This window comes from Streptomyces sp. NPDC048349, from assembly GCF_040651925.1.
Taxonomy (GTDB): Bacteria; Actinomycetota; Actinomycetes; order Streptomycetales; family Streptomycetaceae; genus Streptomyces.
This window is the reverse complement of the sequence record NZ_JBEZLA010000048.1, coordinates 37,546-62,754: the sequence shown is the minus strand read 5'-3', so window position 1 is coordinate 62,754 and position 25,209 is coordinate 37,546. Positions and strand designations below refer to the sequence as shown.

Annotated in this window: 23 protein-coding genes and 1 riboswitch; of the genes, 16 read left to right on the top strand and 7 right to left on the bottom strand. The window is 71.3% G+C overall.

Annotated elements, in window-relative coordinates:
* Nucleotides 1-172 precede the first annotated feature (172 nt).
* The 10 genes from AB0D44_RS24550 to AB0D44_RS24505 all read left to right on the top strand — a co-directional run bounded on the left by AB0D44_RS24550 (nt 173) and on the right by AB0D44_RS24505 (nt 10,197).
* Nucleotides 173-763 carry a CDP-alcohol phosphatidyltransferase family protein gene (locus AB0D44_RS24550; RefSeq protein ID WP_362594694.1) on the top strand — a complete coding sequence of 197 codons (591 nt, stop codon included), beginning with the start codon at nt 173-175 and terminating at the stop codon, nt 761-763.
* Between the two features lie 99 nt (nt 764-862).
* Nucleotides 863-3,358, top strand: coding sequence for a mannose-1-phosphate guanyltransferase (locus tag AB0D44_RS24545; RefSeq protein WP_362594692.1), 2,496 nt, complete (start codon nt 863-865; stop codon nt 3,356-3,358).
* Nucleotides 3,359-3,458: 100 nt separating this feature from the next.
* A complete protein-coding gene (locus AB0D44_RS24540) occupies nt 3,459-4,367 on the top strand; it encodes a DUF881 domain-containing protein (RefSeq protein ID WP_362594690.1) in 909 nt (302 codons plus the stop codon).
* On the top strand, nt 4,364-4,696 hold the full coding sequence (locus AB0D44_RS24535) for a small basic family protein (protein WP_007262894.1): 333 nt from the start codon (nt 4,364-4,366) through the stop codon (nt 4,694-4,696). Before AB0D44_RS24540 ends, AB0D44_RS24535 begins: the two co-directional genes overlap by 4 nt.
* A complete protein-coding gene (locus tag AB0D44_RS24530; protein ID WP_362594688.1) occupies nt 4,693-5,508 on the top strand; it encodes a DUF881 domain-containing protein in 816 nt (271 codons plus the stop codon). Before AB0D44_RS24535 ends, AB0D44_RS24530 begins: the two co-directional genes overlap by 4 nt.
* Nucleotides 5,509-5,593: 85 nt before the next feature.
* Nucleotides 5,594-6,538: an FHA domain-containing protein gene (locus AB0D44_RS24525; RefSeq protein WP_362594702.1), complete on the top strand. Its 945-nt coding sequence runs from the start codon at nt 5,594-5,596 to the stop codon at nt 6,536-6,538.
* A gap of 45 nt (nt 6,539-6,583) precedes the next feature.
* Nucleotides 6,584-7,345 (top strand): MerR family transcriptional regulator, encoded by a 762-nt coding sequence (locus tag AB0D44_RS24520; protein WP_362594686.1) that lies wholly within the window; start codon nt 6,584-6,586, stop codon nt 7,343-7,345.
* 52 nt (nt 7,346-7,397) lie between these two features.
* On the top strand, nt 7,398-7,871 hold the full coding sequence (locus tag AB0D44_RS24515) for a bifunctional nuclease family protein (RefSeq protein ID WP_007262890.1): 474 nt from the start codon (nt 7,398-7,400) through the stop codon (nt 7,869-7,871).
* 189 nt (nt 7,872-8,060) lie between these two features.
* Entirely contained in the window at nt 8,061-8,699 is a 639-nt protein-coding gene (locus tag AB0D44_RS24510) for a MerR family transcriptional regulator (RefSeq protein ID WP_362594684.1), read from the top strand.
* A gap of 43 nt (nt 8,700-8,742) precedes the next feature.
* Nucleotides 8,743-10,197, top strand: a complete 1,455-nt coding sequence (locus AB0D44_RS24505; RefSeq protein ID WP_362594682.1) for a DNA polymerase IV — start codon at nt 8,743-8,745, stop codon at nt 10,195-10,197.
* A 71-nt stretch (nt 10,198-10,268) separates the two neighbouring features.
* Here the strand turns inward: AB0D44_RS24505 and AB0D44_RS24500 are convergent, their stop codons facing one another.
* Nucleotides 10,269-10,634: a PRC-barrel domain-containing protein gene (locus tag AB0D44_RS24500; protein ID WP_362594680.1), complete on the bottom strand. Its 366-nt coding sequence runs from the start codon at nt 10,632-10,634 to the stop codon at nt 10,269-10,271.
* Between the two features lie 112 nt (nt 10,635-10,746).
* Nucleotides 10,747-10,845: riboswitch (glycine riboswitch) on the top strand.
* Nucleotides 10,846-11,040: 195 nt separating this feature from the next.
* Here AB0D44_RS24500 and gcvP point away from each other — a divergent pair.
* Nucleotides 11,041-13,935 (top strand): aminomethyl-transferring glycine dehydrogenase, encoded by a 2,895-nt coding sequence (gene gcvP / locus AB0D44_RS24495; protein WP_362594678.1) that lies wholly within the window; start codon nt 11,041-11,043, stop codon nt 13,933-13,935.
* 85 nt (nt 13,936-14,020) lie between these two features.
* On the opposite strand, the gene AB0D44_RS24490 is transcribed toward gcvP, so the two are convergent.
* A complete protein-coding gene (locus AB0D44_RS24490; RefSeq protein WP_285444628.1) occupies nt 14,021-14,227 on the bottom strand; it encodes a DUF5999 family protein in 207 nt (68 codons plus the stop codon).
* 272 nt (nt 14,228-14,499) lie between these two features.
* Complete coding sequence (locus AB0D44_RS24485; protein ID WP_362594676.1) at nt 14,500-15,135, bottom strand: hypothetical protein; 636 nt, start codon at nt 15,133-15,135, stop codon at nt 14,500-14,502.
* A 524-nt stretch (nt 15,136-15,659) separates the two neighbouring features.
* Between AB0D44_RS24485 and AB0D44_RS24480 the strand changes: the two genes are divergently transcribed.
* Nucleotides 15,660-17,183 (top strand): glutamate-cysteine ligase family protein, encoded by a 1,524-nt coding sequence (locus AB0D44_RS24480; RefSeq protein ID WP_362594674.1) that lies wholly within the window; start codon nt 15,660-15,662, stop codon nt 17,181-17,183.
* Nucleotides 17,184-17,241: 58 nt separating this feature from the next.
* A complete protein-coding gene (locus AB0D44_RS24475; protein WP_362594672.1) occupies nt 17,242-18,063 on the top strand; it encodes a CPBP family intramembrane glutamic endopeptidase in 822 nt (273 codons plus the stop codon).
* Between the two features lie 12 nt (nt 18,064-18,075).
* On the opposite strand, the gene AB0D44_RS24470 is transcribed toward AB0D44_RS24475, so the two are convergent.
* Both AB0D44_RS24470 and AB0D44_RS24465 read right to left on the bottom strand, forming a co-directional pair.
* The gene (locus tag AB0D44_RS24470) at nt 18,076-18,897 is read right to left on the bottom strand and encodes a PhzF family phenazine biosynthesis isomerase (protein WP_362594670.1); all 822 of its coding nucleotides are present in this window, start codon (nt 18,895-18,897) and stop codon (nt 18,076-18,078) included.
* Between the two features lie 334 nt (nt 18,898-19,231).
* Nucleotides 19,232-20,542, bottom strand: a complete 1,311-nt coding sequence (locus AB0D44_RS24465; RefSeq protein WP_362594668.1) for a S8 family serine peptidase — start codon at nt 20,540-20,542, stop codon at nt 19,232-19,234.
* 278 nt (nt 20,543-20,820) lie between these two features.
* Here AB0D44_RS24465 and AB0D44_RS24460 point away from each other — a divergent pair, with 278 nt between their 5' ends.
* Nucleotides 20,821-21,441, top strand: coding sequence for a PadR family transcriptional regulator (locus AB0D44_RS24460; RefSeq protein ID WP_362594666.1), 621 nt, complete (start codon nt 20,821-20,823; stop codon nt 21,439-21,441).
* A 100-nt stretch (nt 21,442-21,541) separates the two neighbouring features.
* On the opposite strand, the gene AB0D44_RS24455 is transcribed toward AB0D44_RS24460, so the two are convergent.
* Nucleotides 21,542-21,970 (bottom strand): SRPBCC family protein, encoded by a 429-nt coding sequence (locus AB0D44_RS24455; RefSeq protein WP_362594664.1) that lies wholly within the window; start codon nt 21,968-21,970, stop codon nt 21,542-21,544.
* A gap of 173 nt (nt 21,971-22,143) precedes the next feature.
* Here AB0D44_RS24455 and AB0D44_RS24450 point away from each other — a divergent pair, with 173 nt between their 5' ends.
* The gene (locus AB0D44_RS24450) at nt 22,144-23,124 is read left to right on the top strand and encodes an EamA family transporter (RefSeq protein ID WP_362594662.1); all 981 of its coding nucleotides are present in this window, start codon (nt 22,144-22,146) and stop codon (nt 23,122-23,124) included.
* A gap of 326 nt (nt 23,125-23,450) precedes the next feature.
* Complete coding sequence (locus AB0D44_RS24445; protein ID WP_362594660.1) at nt 23,451-24,518, top strand: EamA family transporter; 1,068 nt, start codon at nt 23,451-23,453, stop codon at nt 24,516-24,518.
* Here the strand turns inward: AB0D44_RS24445 and AB0D44_RS24440 are convergent.
* Nucleotides 24,500-25,207 (bottom strand): pyridoxamine 5'-phosphate oxidase family protein, encoded by a 708-nt coding sequence (locus AB0D44_RS24440; protein ID WP_362594658.1) that lies wholly within the window; start codon nt 25,205-25,207, stop codon nt 24,500-24,502. The two genes, AB0D44_RS24445 and AB0D44_RS24440, sit on opposite strands and share 19 nt — an antisense overlap.
* Between the last annotated feature and the right edge of the window lie 2 nt (nt 25,208-25,209).

Below are 25,209 nucleotides of genomic sequence, written 5' to 3'. Positions count from 1 at the left end.
GGGACCCTGTGGGAGAGTAGGACGCCGCCGAACAATCATTGCGGAAGCCCCGCACCAGACCCGTAAGGGTCCGGTGCGGGGCTTTTCTGCGTTCAGGACACGTGTGCGGTCTCCTGTAGGGTCAGGGGGCATCGTACGACCACATTTCTACCGTCACAGTGGAGGCCCCCGGGTGGAGGTCCAGGAGACTCGGGTTCAGACTGACCGAATTTTCACCATTCCCAACGTCCTGAGCATGGCTCGCCTGGCCGGCGTGCCCCTGTTCCTGTGGCTGATCCTCGTCGAGTACGACGGATGGGCCCTGGCCGTCCTCATGCTCAGCGGGATCAGTGACTACCTCGACGGGAAGCTCGCCCGGCGCTGGAATCAGATCAGCAAGCTCGGCCGGCTGCTGGATCCGGCCGCGGACCGGCTGTACGTCCTGTCCACCCTCTTCGGTTTGACCTATCGCGAGATTCTGCCGCTGTGGCTCACGGGCGCCCTGCTGGCGCGCGAGCTGATGTTGCTGGTCATGGTGTGGATCCTGCGCCGCCACGGCTATCCGCCGCCGCAGGTCAACTTCCTCGGCAAGGCGGCGACGTTCAACCTGATGTACGCGTTCCCCTTGCTGCTGCTCAGTGACGGGGCGGGTTGGTTGGCCTGGATGGGGTCAGTTTTCGGATGGGCGTTCGCCGGATGGGGTACAACCCTCTATTGGTGGGCAGGAATCCTTTACGTGGTTCAAGTCCGCCGTCTCGTGAAGGCGGACTCCACGGCCGATTGAGCTCGTCAGGCGCCGGATGACGCGGAGGAGTAGCGGAGTCACCGTTCGAGACGGGTGAGGTCGGCACGACCGTCATCTCTCTAGGAGGACTCTTCCGACATGAAGGCCGTCGTGATGGCCGGTGGCGAAGGTACGCGCCTTCGTCCCATGACCTCGAGCATGCCCAAGCCGCTCCTGCCGGTGGCGAACCGGCCGATCATGGAGCATGTGCTGAGGCTGCTCAAGCGGCATGGGCTCAGCGAGACCGTGGTCACCGTTCAGTTCCTGGCGTCACTCGTCAAGAACTACTTCGGGGATGGCGAAGAGCTCGGAATGGAGCTCACCTATGCCAATGAGGAGAAGCCACTCGGCACCGCCGGCAGCGTGAAGAACGCCGAGGAAGCCCTGAAGGATGACGCCTTCGTCGTCATTTCCGGCGATGCGCTCACCGACTTCGACCTCACCGATCTGATCCGCTTCCACAAGGAGAAGGGCGCACTCGTCACGGTGTGCCTCACCCGGGTGCCGAATCCGTTGGAATTCGGCATCACGATCGTGGACGAGGAGGGCAAGGTCGAGCGGTTCCTGGAGAAGCCGACCTGGGGCCAGGTCTTCTCCGACACGGTCAACACCGGCATCTACGTCATGGAGCCCGAGGTCTTCGACTACGTCGACCCGGACGTCTCGGTGGACTGGTCCGGTGACGTGTTCCCCCAGCTCATGAAGGAAGGGCGGCCGATCTACGGCTACGTGGCCGAGGGCTACTGGGAAGACGTGGGCACGCACGAGAGCTACGTCAAGGCGCAGGCCGACGTGCTCGAGGGCAAGGTCCAGATCGACATGGACGGCTTCGAGATCTCGCCCGGCGTGTGGATCGCCGAAGGGGCCGAGGTCAGCCCGGACGCCGTGCTGCGCGGGCCCCTCTACATCGGGGACTACGCCAAGGTCGAGGCCGGCGTCGAGATCCGCGAGCACACCGTCATCGGGTCGAACGTGGTCGTCAAGAGCGGCGCGTTCCTGCACAAGGCCGTCGTACACGACAACGTGTACATCGGCCCCCACAGCAATCTCCGCGGCTGTGTCATCGGCAAGAACACCGACATCATGCGTGCCGCGCGGATCGAGGACGGCGCCGTCATCGGGGACGAGTGCCTCGTCGGTGAGGAATCGATCGTCCAGGGCAATGTGCGGGTCTACCCGTTCAAGACCATCGAGGCCGGCGCCTTCGTCAACACCTCGGTGATCTGGGAGTCGCGTGGACAGGCCCACCTGTTCGGTGCGCGCGGCGTCTCCGGCATTCTGAACGTGGAGATCACCCCCGAACTGGTGGTGCGGCTCGCGGGCGCCTATGCGACGACGTTGAAGAAGGGCGCGACGGTCACCACGGCGCGTGACCACTCCCGAGGCGCGAGAGCGCTCAAACGGGCGGTGATCTCGGCGCTCCAGGCCAGCGCGATCAACGTGCGCGACCTGGAGAACGTGCCGCTGCCCGTGGCGCGGCAGCAGACCGCGCGCGGCACCGCCGGCGGGATCGTGCTGCGGACCTCGCCCGGTGTGCCGGACTCCGTCGACATCATGTTCCTGGACGAGCGCGGGGCCGACCTCTCGCTCCAGCAGCAGCGCAAGCTCGACCGGGTGTACGCGCGCCAGGAGTACCGGCGGGCGTTCCCCGGGGAGATCGGTGACCTGCAGTTCCCGAGCAGTGTCTTCGACGCCTATACCGGTTCGCTGCTGCGCAGGGTCGACACCACCGGGATCGCCGACGCGGGGCTCAAGGTGGTCGTGGACGCCTCCAACGGCAGCGCCGGGCTCGTCCTGCCCAGCCTGCTGGGCAGGCTCGGAGTGGACGCGCTGACGATCAATCCGGGGCTCGACGAGTCGAGGCCCACGGAGACCGCCGAGTCCCGGCGGGCCGGGCTGGTGCGGCTCGGGGAGATCGTGGCCTCGGCGCGGGCGGCCTTCGGCGTGCGTTTCGACCCGGTCGGTGAGCGGATCTCCCTGGTGGACGAGCGCGGGCGGATCATCGAAGACGACCGGGCACTGCTGGTGATGCTCGACTTGGTGGCCGCCGCCAAGCGCAGCGGCAAGGTCGCGCTGCCGGTGACCACCACGCGCGTCGCCGAGCAGGTGGCCGCGTATCACGGCACGCAGGTGGAGTGGACGACGACGTCGCCCGACGACCTGACGCGGGTGGGCCGCGCGGAGAACACCATCTTCGGCGGAGACGGCCGCGGCGGGTTCATCGTTCCGGAGTTCAGCAGCGTCTTCGACGGGGCCGCGGCGTTCGTGCAGCTGCTGGGGCTGGTGGCACGTACGCAGCTCACCCTGAGCCAGATAGACGCCAGGATTCCGCGGGCGCACGTGCTCAAGCGGGACGTGCCGACGCCGTGGGCCGTCAAGGGGCTCGTGATGCGCCGGGTCGTCGAGGCGGCGGGCGACCGACAGGTGGACACCACCGACGGGGTCCGGGTCGTGGAGGCGGACGGGCGCTGGGCGCTGGTCCTGCCGGACCCGGCCGAGGCGGTCACCCATCTGTGGGCCGAAGGTCCGGACGACGCCTCGGCGCAGGCGCTGCTCGACGAGTGGGCGGGCGTGGTCGACGGCGCCGGGCACTGAGTGCCGGGTGAGGCCCGAGGTCCCGTGGGGCGGGCGGGGAGTTTTCCCGCCCGTCCCGCGGGGCGGGCGCATTCGGTGTGTGCGCCGCCGACATGCGACGATGTGCGGCATGTCGCAGCCGCCCCACCACCGGAGTCCGGCGTCTTCGGCGCCCGCGCGCCCGGACGCGTCCATGTCGCTGCTGACGCACGTGATGGACCACAGTCTCGACGAGGGCTATGCGGAGGCCGCGGGCCGGCGTGAGGCGGAGGGTACGGCGGGGCTCCCGCGCACCCTCAAGGCCAAACTGGCGCTCGCCGCCGGTCTCGTGCTCGCCGCCATGGTCGTCACGCTGGGTGCTGCCGAGGCGCGGCTGTCCGCGCCGGTGCTGGCCAAGGAGCGGCAGGAGCTGATCGAGCGCGTGGAGCGGGCCGATGAGCGCGCGCACGGTCTGGAGCGGGCCATCGAGCGGCTGCGGACGGACGTCGCGGAGCGCCAGCGGGCCGCGCTCAAGCAGCCCGGCAGCGGCCAGGGCGAGCTCGTGGCGCTGCTGTCCGGGGCCACGGAGGTGCGTGGTCCCGGGATCAAGCTGGTCGTGGACGACGCCAAGGGCGCGTCGTCGGGCGACGGGGGCGGGCCGCGGGAGAGCGCCGGTTTCTCGGACACCGGCCGGGTCCGCGACCGGGATATGCAGAAGATCGTCAACGGGCTGTGGCAGTCCGGGGCGGAGGCCGTCTCGATCAACGGGCAGCGGCTGACGGCGCTGTCGGCGATCAGGGCCGCCGGTGACGCGATACTGGTCGACAACAGGCCGCTGGTGCCGCCGTACGAAGTGCTGGCGGTGGGGGACAAGAAGCGGCTCGGCACCGCCTTCCAGGATTCGGCGGACGGACAGTACCTGCACGTGCTGCAGGAGAGCTACGGGATCCGCTACACGCTGTCCGCCGCGGACGAGGTGCGGTTGCCGGCCGCGTCGAGCCTGACCGTGCGTACAGCTACAGCAGCAGAGCAGCAGAAGGGTGCATCGTGATCGCGGTACTGGGCCTCTTGGCCGGAGTGGTGGTCGGACTTCTGGTCCGGCCCGAAGTGCCGGCCGTGGTGGAGCCTTATCTGCCGATCGCCGTGGTGGCGGCGCTGGACGCGGTGTTCGGGGGCCTGCGCGCGATGCTGGACGGCATCTTCGTGGACAAGGTCTTCGTGGTGTCGTTCCTGTCGAACGTGGTCGTGGCAGCGCTGATCGTCTTCCTCGGCGACAAGCTGGGTGTCGGCTCGCAGCTTTCCACGGGTGTGGTCGTGGTCCTCGGCATCCGCATCTTCTCCAATGCCGCGGCCATCCGCCGGCACGTGTTCCGGGCGTGAGGCCGATGAGTACGAATGACACTCCGCCCGAGGAACCGAACGTCCCCGAGCAGCCTCTTGAGAAGGGGACGGAGCCGGCGGCGGAGGTGCCCGAGCAGACGGGCCGGCAGCGGCTCGCGGCCGGGCTGTGGCCCCCGCGGGTGAGCAGGGCCCAATTGATCGTGGCTCTGCTGCTGTTCGTCCTGGGGCTCGGGCTGGCCATCCAGGTGCGGTCGACCAGCGACTCCAGTGCGCTGCGGGGGGCCCGCCAGGAGGACCTCGTACGGATCCTCGACGAGCTGGACGGGCGGACCAAGCGCCTGGAGGAGGAGAAGCAGCGGCTGGAGGATCAGCGCAAGGAACTGGAGAGCAGTTCCAATCAGGCCGAGGAGGCCCGCAAGCAGACCGTGGAGAAGGAGCGCCAACTCGGCATCCTGGCCGGTACGGTGGCAGCTCAGGGACCCGGTATCACGCTGAAGATCACCGATCCCAAGGGCCTCGTGCGGTCCGACCAGTTGCTGGACACCCTTCAGGAACTGCGGGCGGCGGGGGCCGAGGCGATCCAGATCAACGGGGTGCGCGTGGTGGCGGGCTCGTACTTCTCGGACGAGAGCGGCGGGGTCGGGATCGACGGTACGAAGATCACACAGCCCTATGAGTTCAGGGTGATCGGCAAGTCCCAGGATCTGGAGCCGGCCCTCAACATCCCCGGCGGTGTCGTGCAGACGTTGGAGAAGGAACAGGCCACGGTCGCCGTCACACGGTCGGCGAAGATCGTTGTGGATGCCTTGCGGGCTGCGAAGCAGCCTGACTACGCTCGGTCGTCATCGTGAGGATGCGGAGCGGAGAGTGGACCGGCTCACGCGGGCGGATGCCTGCGGGGGGTCGGCGCACCGAAGTCGCGGTGCGTGGTGGAAACTGTCTGGTGGTTACGGACGTTGTGAGGTTGTCCGGGTCGGCAGGTGTGTGCATTCGGAGTTCGTCCTGCCCCACGGGCGGGTCTGTTTCGGTCAAGGGGAATCGCCCGTGAAGTTGTTTGAGAAGTTGTTCGGCAAGAAGAACCGCGAGGAAAGCGGTGCGGCACGTCACCGTGCCGGGCACGGCGATGCGGAAGGGCAGGGCGACCGGCCGCTCTTCCGTGACGAGGTCGCGGGCGGGGGTGACGTTTCGGGCGGATACGGCGCGTCGTCTGTTGACCCTGCTGGTACCGGACGCATAGGTTTCGGTGAACCATCAACCTCAAGTGCGGGTGGAGGGTTTGCCCCCGATCCGTATGCCACCAATGCCTCCGCGGGGCAGCCGCGGCGCGAGGAGCCGTCCATGTCGGCCGAGCAGGTTTGCAGCAGGTGCGGACACCGCAGCGATGCGGCCAGCCGGTTCTGCTCCAACTGCGGAGCGCCGCTGCGGGCGGGCCTGACGCCGGAGCGTGCCTCGGAGACCACGTCCACCATCTCGATCTCCGGCCTCGAGGCCTACGAGGCCGAGGTGACGGGACAGACGCACGTGTCGTCCTCGCTGTCCCCCGAGGCCCAGGCCGCGGTGGAAGCGCTGCCCCCCGGTTCCGCCCTGCTCATCGTGCGGCGCGGTCCCAACTCGGGCAGCCGCTTCCTGCTGGACGGTGAGCTGACCACGGCGGGCCGGCATCCGCAGAGCGACATCTTCCTGGACGACGTCACCGTCTCCCGGCGCCATGTCGAGTTCCGCAGGAGCCAGGACGGCGGCTTCACCGTCGCCGACGTCGGCAGCCTCAACGGCACGTACGTCAACCGCGAGCCGATCGACTCCGTGGCGCTGCACAACGGCGACGAGGTGCAGATCGGCAAGTACCGGCTGGTCTTCTACGCGAGCCTGCGGGGCGTCTGACCCCCCAGGCTCCGTACGGGGGCACCCCCATCAAGGGAAGGTCCCATGCTGCGCACTCCGACGGGTGGTGCCGGAAACGACGCCGCCGGCTCGGCCGGGCGGCTGGTGAGCATCGGCACGGTGCTCACCACGCTGCGTGACGAGTTCCCCGAAGTCACGATCTCGAAGATCCGTTTCCTGGAGGCGGAGGGGCTCGTCGAGCCCAGGCGCACACCCTCCGGATACCGCAAGTTCAGCGCCGAGGACGTCGAGCGCCTCGCGCACATCCTGCGTCTGCAGCGCGACCACTACCTGCCGCTGAAGGTCATCCGCGAGCAGCTCGACGCCCTGGCCCGCGGCGAGCAGATCCGGATCCCCGCGCCCACGCCGCACGGGGAGTCCGTCGATCCGGCGGGCCCCTCGGCCGTCTACGGGGAGGTGCGCCGGGAACGGCCCACGGCGGCCCGGGTGGGCCGTGCCGAGCTCCTCGCGGCCGCCGGGGTGGACGAGGCCCAGCTGGTCGAGTGGGAGTCGTACGGGCTGCTCGCCGAGGCACCGGGCGGGGGATTCGACGCCGAGGCGGTCACGGTGGCCCGGCTGGTGGCCGACCTGGGGCGGTTCGGGCTGGAGCCGCGGCACCTGCGCGCCATGAAGGCCGCCGCGGACCGGGAGGCGGGCCTGGTGGAGCAGGTCGTGGCGCCCCTGAGGCGGCACCGCAACCCCCAGACCAGGGCGCACGCGGAGGCCACGTTGAAGGAGCTCGCAGGGCTCTCCGTACGGCTCCACGAGGCCCTGGTGCAGACCGCCCTCGGGGTCCGGCTGCCGTGAGCGAAGGGGCCCCGACTACCCAAACCTGCCGGGCAGGTCCTAGGGTTGCTGTGTGAACGAGCTCGACGTTGTGGGTGTCCGGGTGGAAATGCCCTCCAACCAACCGATCGTGCTCCTGCGTGAAGTGGGAGGCGACCGGTACCTGCCCATCTGGATCGGTCCTGGGGAGGCGACCGCCATTGCCTTCGCGCAGCAGGGCATGGCCCCTGCCCGACCACTGACGCACGACCTGTTCAAGGACGTGCTCGAGGCGGTCGGCGAGGAGCTCACCGAGGTACGGATCACGGATCTGCGGGAAGGCGTCTTCTACGCGGAGCTCGTCTTCGCCAGCGGGGTCGAGGTGAGCGCGCGGCCTTCCGACGCCATAGCACTGGCCCTGCGCACCGGTACGCCGATCTACGGCAGTGACGGGGTGCTCGACGACGCCGGGATCGCGATACCGGACGAGCAGGAGGACGAGGTGGAGAAGTTCCGCGAGTTCCTCGACCAGATCTCGCCCGAGGACTTCGGCACCGGCCCGCAGTGAGTCGACGGCCGCTTCGGCCGCGTCGTCCCACGGGGACTGTCAGCCCATTCGAGTAGCCTTTCCCCGCAAAGGGATACGGGAAACCACTCTCAGGGTGATTATCACTCGGCGTGCCGAGTGTGGCGATCGTTGACGCACCCCTGGTGACTGCCTACCTTCAAGGTGGCAGGTCAAGGACGGAGGGTCGGCGTGAGGATCACGGGCGACGGTACGACCGGGGGCATCCCCGCACGGAGTGACGGTGGACCGTACCCGCTGCACGGCAGTGCGGCCGGTTCCGCGCGCCGTCAGCCGGAGTCGGCGCCGGTCGGACCGGTGGGCGCAGACCCGGCGCCCGAGCAGGTCGGCTACCGCGGGCCGACGGCGTGTGCCGCGGCCGGCATCACCTACCGGCAGCTCGACTACTGGGCGCGGACGGGGTTGGTGGAGCCGAGCGTGCGCCCCGCCTACGGTTCGGGGACGCAGCGGCTCTACAGCTTCCGCGACGTCGTGGTCCTCAAGATCGTCAAGCGCTTCCTGGACACCGGGGTGGCGCTGCAGAACATCCGTACGGCCGTACAGCACCTGCGTGACCGGGGCTTCTCGGACCTCGAGCGGATGACGCTGATGAGCGACGGCGCCACCGTGTACGAGTGCACGTCGCCCGACCAGGTCGTGAGCCTGCTCCAGGGCGGGCAGGGTGTCTTCGGCATCGCCGTGGGCGTGGTCTGGCGCGACGTGGAGAGCGCGCTGTCGCAGCTGCACGGGGAGCGCGTGGACACCGGCGAGACGCTGGTCGGGCACAATCCCGCGGACGAGCTGGCAGCCCGGCGCAACCGGGCCGGCTGACCGGGCCGCGGCCCTGTCAGTCCCGTAGGGCAGCATCGGGCATGTGAGAGCCGCGCCGACCATTCTGCATCTGGACATGGATGCCTTCTACGCGTCCGTGGAGCAGGCGTCGAAGCCGAGCCTGCGGGGCAAGGCCGTCATCGTGGGCGGCCTCGGACCGCGCGGGGTCGTCGCCACCGCCTCGTACGAGGCCAGGCGCTTCGGGGTGCATTCGGCGATGCCGATGGCCCAGGCGCGCCGGCTCTGCCCCAACGGCGCCTACCTGATCCCCCGCTTCACGCTCTACCGGCAGGTCAGCGATGTGGTGATGGCCCTGCTGCGGGAGCTGTCGCCGTTGGTGGAGCCGCTCAGTCTGGACGAGGCCTTCGTGGACCTGGAGGCGGGCGGGGTGGCCTTCGACTCGTCGGCCGCCCGGGCCGCCGGGGAGCGGCTGCGGGCGGACATCAGGGCCGCGACGGGGCTCAGCGGGTCGGTGGGGCTGGCCGGGTCGAAGATGCTGGCCAAGGTGGCGTCCGAGGAGGCCAAGCCGGCGGGGCTGCTGCTGATCGAGCCGGGGACCGAGCGCGAGCTCCTTGCGCCGATGTCGGTCCGCACCCTGCCCGGGGTGGGGCCGGCCACCGGAGAGCACCTGCGGCGCGCCGGGATCACCACCGTGGGGGACCTGGCGGAGGCCGGGGAGGACGAGCTGGTGCGGATGCTCGGGCGCTCGCACGGGGTGGGTCTGTACCGGATGGCGCTGGGGATCGACGAGCGGCCGGTGGTCGCGGAGCGGGACGCGAAGTCGGTGTCGGTGGAGGACACCTTCGACGTGGACCTGCACGACCGGGTGCGGATCAGGACCGAGGTGCAGCGGCTGGCGGACCGGTGCGTGCAGCGGCTGCGGGGGTCGGGGCACTCGGGGCGCACGATCGTGCTGAAGGTGCGCCGGTACGACTTCTCGACGCTGACGCGTTCCGAGACGCTGCGCGGGCCCACCGACGATTCCTCCGTGGTGCGCGAGGCCGCGGCGCGGCTGCTGGAGGGCGTGGACACCACGGGCGGCGTGCGGCTGCTGGGCGTGGGGGTGACCGGGCTGGCGGACTACACGCAGGAGGACCTGTTCGCGCAGTCGCTCACCGCCGACCCGGCGCACGGCGGGGCGGGGGAGTCCGCCGGGCCTGAGGGGGCTGCCGAGACCGGGGCGGCGGGCGGGGCCGGTGGGGCCGTCGCGGGGCCTGTGGAGGGCGTGGAGGGTGCGGAGCCTTCCGGGGGGCCCGGGGGGCCCGAGGCCGCTCCCGAGCGGAGCTGGGGGGCCGGGAGCGACGTACGGCACGCCGTGTACGGGCCCGGATGGGTGCAGGGCAGCGGGGTCGGGCGGGTGACCGTACGGTTCGAGCAGCCCGGATCGCAGCCCGGCCGGGTGCGGACCTTCCGGGTGGACGACCCCGAGCTGGAGCCGTCCGATCCGCTGCCGCTGGTGGGGGAGGAGCCGCCTGCCGGCGGCCTCCTGAGCTCCTGAGCTCCTGAGCTCTCCGTCTCCCGGTCTCCCCTGGTGTCCTCGCCTTACGATCTCCCGGGCTCCCGTGCCCGCTAGCCCTCCTCGCCCGCCAGGCGGCCGAAGTCGCGTTGGAAGTCGCTGGGCAGGGTCACGTCCAGGCCGTAGTGGTGGTAGAGCTGCAGCTCCTGTTCGGGGGAGAGATGGCGGCCGACGCCGAAATCGGGGGCGTCCTTGATCAGGGAACGGTCGAAGGGCACCCGCAGGGTGTCGCCGACCACCTCGCTCGGCTCCAGGGGGACGAAGGCGTCCCGGCTGAAGAGGCCGGTCCGGACCGCCGCCCATTCCGGAACTCCGGTGGCATCGTCGAGGTAGACCTCGTCGATCGTGCCGATCTTGGTGCCATTGCGGTCGAACGCCTTGCGGCCGATCAGGCTGCGCGGATCGATGTCGGTCTGCACGGTCCCTCCAAATGGTCGCAACTCCTCCGTAATGACTACAGAAGGGCATATCGGGAAAGGAGGCCACTCGGGGAGGGTCCAGATCCTCGCTGGTAGGCTGGGTGATGGCTGTCGACCCTGTGCGGGAGAGTCCTCCGAGCGAACGCGACGGAGGCGCCGAAGGAGCAAATCCTCCCCGGAATCTCTCAGGCATACGTACCGCACGGACGAGGCCACTCTGGAAAGCAGGGGCGGGTACCGGGCGCGCAGTGCCGGTTCCCCTCCTCACCGACGGTGAAAGCCGGGCTCTCGGGTTCTCCCGCGACTCCCGGTGAAACTCTCAGGTTGAGATGACAGAGGGGGAGGCCGTCCGGGTGCCCGCGCCGTGGTGCCCCTCGCAGGTCATACGACCAGGAGGCCTCCGTACATGACCGCCAACCGCATTCCGCTCTCCCAGCTGGAGCGAGGCATCCCCTTCGAGCAGCGCCACATCGGCCCGGATGCCGAGGCGCAGGCGAAGATGCTCGCCCACGTGGGCTACGGCTCCCTGGACGAACTGACCGCCGCCGCGGTGCCGGATGTCATCAAGACCGCCGCAGCGCTCGACCTGCCCGAGGCGCGGACCGAGGCCGAGGTGCTGGCCGAGCTGCGTTCGCTCGCCGACCGCAACCAGGTCCTCTCCTCGATGATCGGCCTCGGCTACTACGGCACCTTCACGCCGCCGGTGATCCTGCGCAACGTGATGGAGAACCCGGCCTGGTACACGGCCTACACCCCGTACCAGCCCGAAATCTCCCAGGGCCGCCTCGAGGCGCTGCTGAACTTCCAGACCGTCGTCGCCGACCTCACCGGCCTGCCGACCTCCGGCGCCTCGCTGCTCGACGAGGGCACCGCGGCCGCCGAGGCCATGTCGCTCGCCCGCCGGGTGGGCAAGGTCAAGGGCGGCGTCTTCCTGATCGACGCGGACGCGCTGCCGCAGACCATCGCCGTGATCGAGACCCGCGCCGAGCCCACGGGTGTCGAGGTCGTCGTCGCGGACCTCTCGGACGGCATCCCGGCCGAGATCGCCGAGCGCGGCGTCTTCGGCGTGCTGGTCCAGTACCCCGGCGCCTCCGGTGCCGTACGGGAGATCAAGCCGCTGATCGACCAGGCGCACGAGCTCGGTGCCATCGTCACCGTCTCGGCCGACCTGCTCGCGCTGACGCTGCTGACCTCCCCGGGCGAGCTGGGCGCCGACATCGCCGTCGGCACCACGCAGCGCTTCGGTGTCCCGATGGGCTTCGGCGGACCGCATGCCGGTTACATGGCCGTCCAGGCCAAGCACGCGCGCTCGCTGCCGGGCCGTCTCGTCGGCGTCTCCGTGGACGCGGACGGCAACAAGGCGTACCGCCTGGCCCTGCAGACCCGCGAGCAGCACATCCGCCGCGAGAAGGCCACCAGCAACATCTGCACCGCGCAGGTGCTGCTGGCCGTCATGGCCGCCATGTACGCCGTCTACCACGGCCCGGACGGCCTGCGGACGATCGCCCGCCGCACCCACCGCTACGCCACCCTGCTCGCCGCGGGCCTGCAGGCCGGCGGGGTCGAGATCGTGCACGGCGCCTACTTCGACACGATCACGGCCCGGGTCCCGGGCCGCGCGGCCGAGGTCGTCGCCGCCGCCCGCCGCGGCGGGGTCAACCTCTACCAGGCCGACGCGGACCACGTCTCCGTCGCCTGCGACGAGACCACGCTGCGCGCCGACATCGAGGCCGTCTGGGCCGCCTTCGGCGTCCCCGGCTCCGCCGCGGACATCGAGGCGCTCGACGAGACCACGGTCGACACCCTGCCCGAGGGCCTGCTGCGCTCGGACGACTACCTGACGCACCCGGTCTTCCACCAGCACCGTTCCGAGACCGCGATGCTGCGCTACCTGCGCAAGCTCTCGGACAAGGACTACGCGCTGGACCGCGGCATGATCCCGCTGGGCTCCTGCACCATGAAGCTCAACGCGACCACCGAGATGGAGCCGGTGACCTGGCCCGAGTTCGGCCAGCTGCACCCGTTCGCCCCGGTCGAGCAGGCCGAGGGGTACCTCACGCTCATCAACGAGCTGGAGGAACGTCTCTGCGAGGTCACCGGCTACGACAAGGTCTCCATCCAGCCGAACGCCGGCTCCCAGGGTGAGCTCGCCGGCCTGCTGGCCGTGCGCGCCTACCACCGGGCCAACGGCGACGAGCAGCGCACCGTCTGCCTCATCCCGTCCTCCGCGCACGGCACCAACGCCGCCAGCGCCGTGATGGCCGGCATGAAGGTCGTCGTCGTCAAGACCGCCGACGACGGCGAGGTGGACGCGGACGACCTGCGCGCCAAGATCGAGCAGTACCGCGACGAGCTCTCGGTGCTGATGATCACCTACCCCTCGACGCACGGTGTGTTCGAGGAGCACGTCGCCGACATCTGCGCCCAGGTGCACGAGGCCGGCGGCCAGGTCTACGTGGACGGCGCCAACCTCAACGCCCTGGTGGGCCTGGCGAAGCCCGGTCACTTCGGCGGCGACGTCTCGCACCTGAACCTGCACAAGACCTTCTGCATCCCGCACGGAGGCGGTGGTCCGGGCGTCGGCCCGGTCGGTGTCCGGGCGCACCTGGCCCCGTACCTGCCGAACCACCCGCTGCAGCCGACGGCCGGCCCGGAGACGGGCGTCGGCCCGATCTCGGCCGCCCCGTGGGGTTCGGCCGGCATCCTGCCGATCTCCTGGTCGTACGTGCGCCTCATGGGCGGCGAGGGCCTCAAGCGCGCCACCCAGGTCGCGGTGCTCGGCGCGAACTACATCGCCAAGCGCCTGGAGCCGCACTACCCCGTGCTCTACACGGGCCCGGGCAACCTGGTCGCGCACGAGTGCATCATCGACCTGCGTCCGCTGTCGAAGGCGACGGGCGTGAGCGTGGACGACATCGCCAAGCGCCTGATCGACTACGGCTTCCACGCGCCGACCATGTCCTTCCCGGTGGCCGGCACGCTGATGATCGAGCCGACCGAGTCCGAGGACCTCGTCGAGATCGACCGCTTCTGCGACGCGATGATCGCCATCCGCGGCGAGATCGAGAAGGTCGCGGCCGGCGAGTGGCCGGTGGACGACAACCCGCTGGCCAACTCCCCGCACACCGCGGCGGCGCTGGGCGGCGAGTGGAACCACCCGTACACGCGTGACGAGGCCGTCTTCCCGGGCGGGGTCACGGCTGCGGAGAAGTACTGGCCGCCGGTGCGCCGCATCGACGGTGCGTTCGGCGACCGGAACCTGGTCTGCTCCTGCCCGCCGCTGGACGAGTACGACAACTGAGCATGAACAAGGGGCCGGCCCGGGAATCCTCCCGGACCGGCCCCTTCGTCGTCGCCGCGCCGCCGCGGCCGGTCGCCGCTGCCGTCTAGGCGGCCTTCATCACCTGGGCGGCCGCGAGCGGCCGGTGCGGGGCGATGATCTGGCCGTCCGGCAGCAGCTCACCGGTGTCCTCGAAGAGCAGGACGCCGTTGCACAGCAGGCTCCAGCCCTGTTCCGGGTGGTTGGCCACCGGGAGCGCGGCCTCCCGGTCGGCGGATTCGGCTGACGGGCAGGCTGGCTGGTGCTGGCACATGGATGCGTTCTTTCGCTGCGGTGTGGTCTGCGTGCTACGGCACGATGCGTCGTTCATGGCCGTCCCCCTGGGTCATCCCCGCACCCGCGGGGAGCTTGTCCTCAGTCTTCCCCCATGACAGCCGCTTCGCAGGTATTTCCCGGCAGCTGTCCTCATAGAGTGATGACGCATCACTCGTGCGGGCGGTTCAGGCCAACTCCCCTGTCATTTTGGATGGTTCACCGGTGGCCCGAGCGGACTAGGCCGAATGGGTCACTCGGGCCAAGGCCCGGTCAGGCGGCCGGTGCGGCCAGCGTGGGCGGGGCCGGTGTGGACGGGGCCGGCGCCGCCGCGGGGGTCAGCCGGTGGGTCATGACGGGCAGCAGCTCGGAGACCGGATGCGGCCGGTACGCCGCGATGCCGGGCGGGGCCGGGGCCAGCGGGACCAGCAGGTCCTCGCCCGCGGGCAGGCCGGCGGAGGCGTCGGCGCCCACCGCCCCGTGCAGCCACAGGGTCAGCATGTACAGCTCGGGTACGGACAGCAGCCGCGGCTGGTACGCCGTCCCCAGCGACTCGGCCTGGCGCAGGGCGCGTTCGGTGGCCGCCACGTAGGGGCCCTCGAAGAAGTGGGAGAAGGCCCAGCCGTCCGGGGTGAGACGGGTGTCGGCGGCCGCGACGTAGCGGTCCCCGCTGCGGATGAGGAACCGCCAGGCGGTGAGGCGGGTACGGGGCGGCCTGCCGCCGGACGCCCGGTCCGAGATGTTCAACCGGTCGAGGACGTGGACCGGAAGGGGGAGTTCGGCGGTCACCGGCCCCTGGAGCGCGCGCAGGGCGGGGGTATGTGCCTCGTGGACGGCGGTGGGGGAACCGAGAGCCGCGAGGACGCTGCGCAGGGCGGGCGCGGGGGCCGGGGGGACATGCAGCGGCATGGTGGGTCGCCTCTCACTTGGGAGACCTGTGGATCGGGGGCAGGTGCGGACGGAGCTGTCGCATTCTGGGGCCAGAGGGGGGCTGAGGGGCAATGGCCGCGCGCCAACTCTCTGCCTCGTTTGCGGAGTTTATACGACATGTGTTCACGCAGTGTTTCGGCTAGCTGTCCCGCCTATTGCCGGCAAGGCGCTTACCGGTCCCGCTGACATGGCATTCATGCCGGATAGGCGCGAACATGCCGTGCTGACCTCGGAGGTTACCGGAAAGGGGCTCGGCTGGAAAGCGTCGGTTATCCGGACGGTTCCAGTCGACGTTTCCCGGCTCTGGCTGCGGGGTGCCACAAGAATGTGCACGAAACGACTTGCCAGATGAATGTGCCAAAACGCCCGTCGGCCAAACCGGCGCGCGCTCCTCGCCACGCACACCCCCCGCCGCGTTATGGATCACGCCGCCGGGGCATCATCGACCGTACATGCGCGCCTGGGTGCACCCGGCCAGGCCCACTCGAGGGAGGGACGCTTCGATGGGGGAGAAGGTCGTGGCAGGCGGATTCGACCTGTCCGATCGGCAGCGGTATCGAAGGAAGCTTCACGAGTGCCTGGAGGGACTGGAGCGACTTCTGGCGGAGAAGAGGTTCGATCGTCCCAAGAACATGATGGGACTGGAGATCGAACTGAATCTCGCGGGCGCCGACGGTTTGCCGAGAATGGTGAATGCCCAGGTGCTGGAGCGGATAGCGAGCCCCGATTTCCAAACCGAACTCGGAATGTTCAACCTGGAGGTGAACGTCCTTCCGCACCGTCTCGGCGGACGCGTATTCGACCAGCTCGCGGAGGAACTCAGCGCGGGTCTCGGCTATGCCCACCGGCAGGCCACGGAGATGGACGCCGGGGTGGTGATGATCGGCATCCTCCCGACGATCACCCGCGAGGACCTGGTCACCGCCAACCTCTCGGCGGTCGACCGCTACTCGCTGCTCAACGAGCAGATCCTCATGATGCGCGGCGAGGACTTCACGCTCGACATCGACGGCGTCGAACGGCTGGTGTGGAACACCGGGTCGATCGTCCCGGAGGCCGCCTGCACCTCCGTGCAACTGCACCTCCAGGTGACCCCGGCGCGGTTCGCGGACGTGTGGAACGCGGCCCAGGCGGTGGTCGCCGCACAGATAGCCGTCGGTGCGAACTCGCCGTTCCTGTTCGGGCGCGAGCTGTGGCGGGAGTCCCGGCCGCCGCTGTTCACCCAGGCCACCGACACCCGGCCGCCCGAACTCCAGGCGCAGGGGGTGCGGCCGCGCACCTGGTTCGGGGAGCGCTGGGTGGACTCGGCGTACGAGCTGTTCGCGGAGAACGTCCGCTACTTCCCCGCCCTGCTGCCGATCTGCGACGAGGAGGAGCCGCTGCGGGTCCTCGCCGAGGGCGGGGTGCCCGGGCTCCAGGAGCTGGTCCTGCACAACGGCACCGTCTACCGGTGGAACCGGCCCGTGTACGGGGTGGCCGACGGGGTCCCGCACCTGCGGGTGGAGAACCGGGTGCTGCCCGCCGGGCCCACGGTGGCCGACGTCGTCGCCAACGCCGCCTTCTACTACGGGCTCGTACGCACCCTCGCCGACGAGCCGCGCCCGGTGTGGACCCGGCTGCCCTTCGCCGAGGCGGAGGCCAACTTCGACGCGGCCTGCCGGTACGGGATCGACGCGCGGCTGCGCTGGCCGCGCCGGGGCCGGGCCGGGGGACTGGCCGGCGTGCCCGCCGTCCGGCTGGTCCTGGACGAGCTGCTGCCGATGGCGGCGGCCGGCCTGGACGCCTGGGGGATCGAGCCCGCGGACCGGGACCGCTACCTCGGCATCATCGAGGAGCGCTGCCGGCGGCGCGTGAACGGCGCGACCTGGCAGGTGGACACCTATCACCGGGCGCTCGCCTCCGGGCTGGACCGCGACGCTGCCCTGGCGGCGACCACGCGGCGCTACAGCGAGCTGATGCACAAGGGGGATCCCGTGCACACCTGGCCCGTGGGGCTGGGTGAGGGGGAGGTGCCGGCCGGAGCCTGAGCCCCCCGTGCCGCTCGGCCCGCCCGCCGAGGAGGCAGTATGGGGTGGTCGCAACGAAATGGCAGGACGGGAGTCGGGCGTGCGGGCGGAGCCGGAGCCGGTGGTCGTGGAGCTGGATACGGACGGGCCGCGGCGTGTCCTGCGCATCGAGACCCTGCTCGTACTGGCGTTGTCGCTGGGCGCGAGCGGGGTCTCGGCGCTCATCAGCTTCCTCGGCTCGCTCACCAAGCCGGGCGGGCTGGCGGACCAGGCCGCCACGCTCAACGGCTCCTACGCCCCCGGCCGGCCCTGGCTGGACCTGGCCTGGCAGCTGTTCGGCATCGCGACCGCGCTGGTCCCCGTCCTGCTGGTGGCGCACCTGCTGACCCGCGAGGGTGCGCCGGGGCTGCGGGTGCTCGGCTTCGACCGCACCAGGCCGGCGGGGGACCTGGGGCGGGGCGCGCTCGTCGCGGCCGGGATCGGGAGCGCCGGGCTGCTGTTCTACCTGGGGGCCCGGGCCACCGGCTTCAACCTCACGGTGGTGCCGGAGGCCCTGCCCGACGTGTGGTGGAAGTTCCCCGTACTGATCCTCTCCGCGGTGCAGAACTCCGTGGTGGAGGAGGTCATCGTGCTGGCCTACCTGCTGCGGCGGCTGGACGGGCTCGGCTGGTCGCCGACGGCCGCGCTGCTGGCCAGCTCGCTGCTGCGCGGCTCTTACCACCTCTACCAGGGGATCGGCGGCTTCATCGGCAACGTGGTGATGGGCGTCGTCTTCGTCCTGGCCTACCGCCGCTGGGGCCGGGTGGGCCCCCTCGTCGTCGCGCACGCACTGCTCGACATCGTGGCCTTCGGCGGGTACGCGCTGCTCGCGGGCAAGGTGGGCTGGCTGCCGACGCCGTGAGGGGCCGCCGCGTCAGGGGGCGGTGAGCAGCTCCCCGTCCAGGACGGTCACCGCGTGGCCCGTCAGCAGGGTGCGCGCGCCCGCCAGCTTCACCCGTACGAGACCCCGGCGTGCGCCGCCCTGGAGGCCGGTCAGCTCGGTGCGGCCCAGGCGCTCGGCCCAGAACGGGGCGAGCGCGGTGTGGGCGCTGCCGGTGACCGGGTCCTCGTCGATCCCGAAGGCCGGGAAGAAGCCGCGGGAGACGAAGTCGTACCCCCGCGAGGGGTCCTCGGCCGGTGCGGTGACGATCACGCCGCGCCTGGCGAAGGCGCGCAGCGCGGCGTGGTCCGGCTCCAGCTCGCTCACCGTCTTCTCGTCGGCGAGTTCGATCAGCAGGTCCCCGATGTGGGCGGCGGTGTCGTGCACGGACAGGATCGGGGCGCCGCCGAGCGCGTGCTCCACCGCGGCCGGAGCGGCGGTCGGGGTGAGCGAGGACGTCGGGAAGTCCAAGGTGACGGCCCCGTCCCCGGCGGTTTCGGCCGTGAGGATGCCGCAGCGGGCGGTGAAGCGGATCAGCCCGTCGGCGAGGCCGTTCGAGGCGAGGACGTGCGCCGTGGCGAGGGTCGCGTGCCCGCACATGTCGACCTCGGCGGCCGGGGTGAACCAGCGCAGCGCCCAGTCGGCGTCCGAGCCGGGTGGCAGGGGGTGGGCGAAGGCGGTCTCGGAGAGGTTCACCTCGGAGGCGACCTGCTGGAGCCAGGAGTCCGGGGGGAACGCCGTGTCGAGGAGCAGGACTCCGGCGGGGTTGCCGTGGAAGGGGCGGTCGGTGAAGGCGTCGACGATTCGGATGCGCATGGACCGACCGTAGGGCGGCGCCCGGAGCACCGCCAAAGGCCAATCCGGGGTGACTGGCCCCTCTCACCGAAGCTGACCGGTCTCACCGAAGCTTGACCGGTCTCACCGGACTTCGACCGGTTCGGCTGCCGGTCGCCGCGCGCAGCTTCCTGCACCTGGGTTGTGGCGACTCCACCGGACGGAGCCGGTGAGGACGGGAGCGAGAAGGATCACCGGGGGCAGGATCGGCGTGGCGACGAGGAGTGCCGTCTCCGCCCCGTCCGGCCACAGCGGGACGGGGCGGAGGAGGGCATTGGCCGGCTGATACGGAACCCGGTCGTGGGCGTGGGCGTGCTCAGTAGCCGCCGGCGTGGACGAGGTGTCCGTAGTAGCGCCCGCTGACGGGCGCGTTCGGGTCGCCCGCGAAGCCGTACGAGGCGGGCTGGGCCGCGGCGTCGTCACGGAGCTTGGCGGCCACCTGGGCCGGGGTCATGCCCGCGCACGGCCCGGTGAGGCACAGCGCGGCCGTGCCGGCCACGTGCGGCGAGGCCATCGAGGTGCCGGAGTAGACCGTCGTTCCGATGCTTCTGCGGGTGGACTCGATGCACACTCCCGGTCCGGCGATGGTGTGGGCGGCGTCCGCGGTGCTCACGGCGAAGTTGGAGAAGTCCGCAGCGGTCTCGTCGACGTCGGTCCGGCAGGTAGGAGCGGCGCCGCCGCCGGGCTGCCCGTTGAAGTCGGCCATGGCGGTCACGGTGAGGACCTCGTCGAAGGCGGCGGGGGTGTGGTTGGCCAAGTCGCCGGCCTCGTTGCCGGCCGCGACCACCACCGTGACGCCGGCTTCGTTGACCACGCTGCAGATCGCCTGGTGCTCGGGGTCGTTGTTGGTGAACCCGCAGTTGCCGTCGTCGGCGCCGTCGCCGCCGAGACTCATGTTCGCGACCTTGATGCCGAGCGGGGCGGCGTTGTCCGCCAGCCAGTCGAGCCCGCACAGGACGCTGGAGGCGGAGCCCCTGCCGGAGGCGCCGAGCACCTTCACCGCGTAGAGGCGGGCGCCGGGCACGACCCCGACCACGGCGTCGCCGTTGTCCCGCGCGGCGACGGTACCGGCCACGTGGGTGCCGTGGCCGCTGTTGTCCCGCCACGCCCCCGGTCGGCGGGGATCCATGCAGTTGAACCCGCCGGCCACGTTGAGATCGGCGTGCCGCTCGTCGATGCCGCTGTCGAGGATCGCCACCGCAGTGTCGACGGTCCCCGTCCCGTTCCCGGAGGCCGTACTGCTCACGTCGGCCTGGATCCGGTCCACGCCGGTCGGCAGCACCTGCTGGGTGGCCTGCACCGGCCGGTCGGGAGCCACCGCCTTCACGTTCGGGTCGTCCCGCAGCGCCGCCACCTGGGACTCCGGCACCACCGCCGAGTACCCGACCAGCGCATGCCGGTACCGGAAGCCCGCCTGCACCCCGTGGTCCCGTCCGTGCGCCCGCACGACCGCTTCGAGCCGGTCACGGGCGGAGTCCTCCAGGACGATCACGTACCGCCCCACCGTCTCGGCCGTCCGCCCCGTCGCCTCCGCCCCCGTGTGACCGCCCGCCAACAACGCCACCGCAGCCGCGGACACCGCCGCGAGCCGGTATGCCGGACTCGCGACCCGGACTCGTCCCGCCATGCCGAACACCTCGTTTTCCTTCGGGCTCAACGAACGCGAACTGGTTCGCGGCGACCACGTAAGCGGGACGGCGAGGCGCATGCACGCGGGCGCGGCGGACCAACAGGCCGCCGCGACGGCGTTTCACCCGACCAGAGGGTCAACCGGACTGGCCCTGGCTGTTCGCTGAGAATGTTTCCGATATATCGTTGACGCATCGCGATGGTTCATCGATAGTGGATACATCGGACAACCGATACGACACGAAGACCACGTGACGAGACGAAAGGAGCGCAGCCATGCGTTCACACGGACAGCACGGACATGGCCACGGACACGAACACGGCCGGGGCCACGGCCACTGCGGGCCCGATCGTCGGGAGGAGTTCACAGGGCGGCGCGCCGCCTTCGGACCGTTCGGGCCGCCCTTCGGCGGCGGGCCCTTCGGAGGGCGCGGCGGCCGCGGGGGACCGCGGGGGCGGGCCCGGCGCGGCGACGTGCGCGCCTCGATCCTGGCGCTGCTCGCCGACCGGCCGATGCACGGCTACGAGATGATCCAGGAGATCGGCGAGCGCAGCGGCGGGGCCTGGAAGCCCAGCCCCGGCTCGGTCTACCCGACCCTGCAGCTGCTCGAGGACGAGGGGCTCATCACCAGCGCGAGCGAGGGCGGCAAGAAGCTGTTCACGCTCACCGACGCCGGCCGCGGCGAGGCCGAGTCGGGCCCGGACGCCCCCTGGGCGGACGCCGGGCGCGGCTTCGACTTCGAGGCGATGCACGAGGTCCGCGCGGCCGGGGTCGGCCTGATGGAGGCCTTCGGCCAGGTCTTCAAGACCGGCACCCCCGAACAGCGGGAAAAGGCCGTCGCCGTCATCAACGACGCCCGCAAGAAGCTCTACCTGATCCTGGCCGACGAGCACTGACCGAACTGCCGGGCGGCCCGGACGATCACAACGGCGCGCCCCGCGAGTCACTCGCGGGGCGCGCCGTCGCGTGCGGAGCCCGAGGAGGGTGGCGGGGAGGTCAGACGACCAGGCCTGCCAGCTTGCGCAGCGATTCGTTGAGCGCGGCGGTGGCCGAGTCCTTGAGCTTGCCCGCCATCAGGGAGACGGCCGCTCCGGTGAACTCGCCGTCGATGCGGACGGTGGTGGCCCCGCCGTCCGGGACCAGGGTGTACCGGGTGAGGACGGCCACGCCCATGGGGCCCTTGCCGGTGATGGCGAAGACGCGTTCCTCCTCCAGCTCCGAGACGGTCCACAGGACCTCGGCCGGGAAGCCCATCATCTTCATGTTCTCGGCGAAGGTGGCGCCGATGGCGAGGGTCTCCGGGCCGCCCTTGGGGAAATTGGTGTGGGTCATGCTCCACTGGCCGTACGCGTCCCAGTCCGTCAGCTGGGACCAGAGCGTCGCGGCGGACGCCTCGATGCGTGATTCCGCGGTGACTTCGGCCATGCGACCACCCCTTCTCGTCGGGTACGTGCGGCGGAACGTAGCCCCGGTGGGCGGAACATTCAATACTGACGACCTGTCAGATATGGGAGGGGTGTACGAGCCCTGGTCCCGTCTGCGTCTCAACAGGCGTCATCCTCGTGACGCTCCTGACGAGCGCCTGTCATGATGGCCCGATGCAAGCGTCAGGGAAAAACGCCGGACTGGGTCTCGCCCTCGTCTCGGCGGTCGCGTTCGGTGGTTCCGGAGTGGCGGCGAAGCCGCTGATCGAGGCGGGTCTGGACCCCCTCCACATGGTCTGGCTCAGGGTGGCCGGGGCAGCGGTCGTGCTGTCCCCGCTGGCCTGGCGCCACCGTGCCCTCGTCCTGCGCAGGCCCGCGCTGCTCGCGGGCTTCGGACTGGTCGCCGTCGCCGGTGTCCAGGCCTTCTACTTCGCCTCGCTGTCCCGGATCCCGGTCGGCGTGGCCCTGCTGCTGGAGTACCTCGGCCCCGCCCTGCTGCTCGGCTACATCCGCTTCGTGCAGCGCAAGCCGGTGACGCGGGGCGCCGCCGCCGGGGCGGCCGTCGCCGTGGTGGGGCTGGCCTGCGTGGTCGAGATCTGGGCCGGACTGCGGCTCGACGCGCTCGGCGTCCTGTTCGGCCTGTGTGCCGCGCTGTGCCAGGCCTTCTACTTCGTCTTCGCCGACCAGGGCGCGGACGGGGAGGACGCCCCCGACCCGCTCGGGGTGATCGCGTACGGCATGCTCGTCGGCGCCCTCGTGATGACGGTGATCGCCCGGCCGTGGGAAATCGACTGGCAGGTGCTGGGCGGGCAGGCCGCCGTGGGTGACACGCTGGTCCCCGCGCCGGTGCTGCTCGGCTGGGTGGTACTGGTCGCGACCGTCTTCGCGTACCTGACCGGCGTGGTCTCCGTGCGCAGGCTCTCGCCGCAGATCGCGGGCGTGGTGGCCTTCCTCGAGGCGGTCGTCGCCACCGTGCTGGCCTGGATCCTGCTCGGCGAGCACCTCTCCACCTGGCAGATCGTCGGCGGCGGGCTGGTGCTGGGCGGTGCGTTCATCGCGCAGTCCTCGCGGCCGGCCCCGCCCACCACCCCGCCCACCGCCCTGGTGGCAGCGGCCGGTCCGGCCGTGGTGGACCGCGAGGCCACCAGGGCCTAGCGCTCTGACCGGAAAGGTGTGCCGTTCAGGGCGTCCGGTGCGGTGCATCGTAAGGCGGAGGGCCGCGGCTCGTACTGGACGTACGTGCGGGGCCGGACAACGCGGCGAGGTGCCGTGCCGGGCGTCGTGAGGCGGTGAACCTTTCCGGTCAGAGCGCTAAGGTGGCGCTCATGCCGTCGACCGTGCTTCCGCCTCCCGCCTCCGCCTAGCGCGGGCGGCCCCTCCTGCCACGAGCACCCCTGCCCGGGGCGTCCCCGGGCGGGTGAGCGCTGCCCGCGAAGCGATGACCTGCTGTCCTCATCCTTCACGCATGCGCGGAGAACCACGTGTCGAACCACTCGCCCGCTGCCGGGCGCAGTCTGCTGTACCTCGTCGTCGCCGGAGCCGCCTGGGGCACCGCCGGGGCGGCCGCCTCGCTCCTCTTCCTCGCCAGTGACCTCGGTCCGCTCGCCCTGTCGTTCTGGCGGTGCGCGGGCGGGCTCGCGGTGCTGCTCGGGGTGCTCGCCGTACGCCGGCCCCGCCGCCGGGCCGGGCTCGGGCGGGTGCGGCCCCCGGCCGGCTCGCTGATCGCGACCGGACTGCTGTTCACGCTGTTCCAGGCCGCCTACTTCGCCGCCGTGCGGGAGACCGGCCTCGCGGTCGGCACCGTCGTCACCCTCGGCGCCGGGCCCGTGCTGATCGCGCTCGGGGCGCGGTACTGGATGGGCGAGCGGCTCGGCAAGGGCGGCGCGGCCGCCGTCGCCGGGGCGCTCGCCGGGCTCGCCGTCCTGGTCCTGGGCAGCGGGGGCGGCGAGGTGCGCCCGGCCGGCGTCGGCTGGGCGCTGCTGTCCGCCGCCGGGTACGCGGGGATGACCCTGCGGGCCCGCCGGCTCGGGCGGCGCGGGGAGGGCGGGGACCCGCTGGTGACCACCGCCTGGTCGGTCGCGGTGGGCACGGTGTGCCTGCTGCCGCTCGCCGCCGCGGAGGGGCTGCTGCCGCACACCGCCGAACCGGGGCGGGTGCTCTGGCTGCTGGCGTACGTCGCCACCGTGCCGACGGCCCTGGCGTACGCGCTCTACTTCACCGGTGCCGCCGCCGTGCGGGCCGCCACCGTGTCCGTGATCATGCTGATCGAGCCGGTGAGCGCGGCGGTGATCGCCGTACTGGTGCTGGGGGAGCGGCTGACCGGCGCCGTGGTGCTCGGCACCGTACTGCTCCTGGCGGCCGTGGGTGCGCTGATCGCGGCGGAAGCGCGGCGGCCGGCGGACGGGTCCGTGGGCGGTGCGGCGGACGTGGCGGCGTCGGACGGGCCGGCGGACCGGCTGTCGGACGGGCTGTCGGAGGGGCTGTCGGACGGGCCGGCGGTGCGGCCCGTCCATGCCCCCGGACCCTCGCCTCAGAGCGCCGCGAGGTAGTCCGGAGCGGCGATCCCGGGGGCCAGCTCGGCCGCCGGGATCGGCGCCCCGTACGCCGGTGCGACCGGGACCACGCCCGCCCAGTAGGGCAGGTCCATGTCCTCGGCGGCGTCGTTCGGGCCGCCGGTACGGATCTTCGCGGACACCTCGGTCAGGTCCAGGCGGATCACCGCTGTGGCGGCGAGCTCCTTGGCGTTGGCCGGCCGCGAGTCGGCGGAGCGGCCCGGGACCACGTGGTCGACGAGGGCGTCCAGTGCCATCCGGCACTCCTCCTCGTCCGTGACCTGGTAGGCGGTGCCGTGCACGACCACCGAGCGGTAGTTGAGCGAGTGGTGGAAGGCCGAGCGGGCCAGCACCAGGCCGTCGACGTGCGTCACGGTCACGCAGACCGGGAGTCCCGGGTCGGCCTGGCCGGCCGCGCGCAGCGGGCGCGAACCGGTGGAGCCGTGGATGTAGAGCGACTCGCCGACCCGGCCGAAGAGCGTCGGCAGCACCACCGGGGCGCCGTCGCGGACGAAGCCGAGGTGGCAGATGTAGGCCTGGTCGAGTATCGAGTGCACCGTCTCGCGGTCGTAGCGCGCCCGGTCGCGGGAGCGGGTCGGCACCGTGCGGTCGGTGGGCTCGTACGCGTCGGGCGAGGTGGTCGGCCCGGACGAGGCGGGCGCTTCGGTGGCGGGCGTGGCGGTCATTG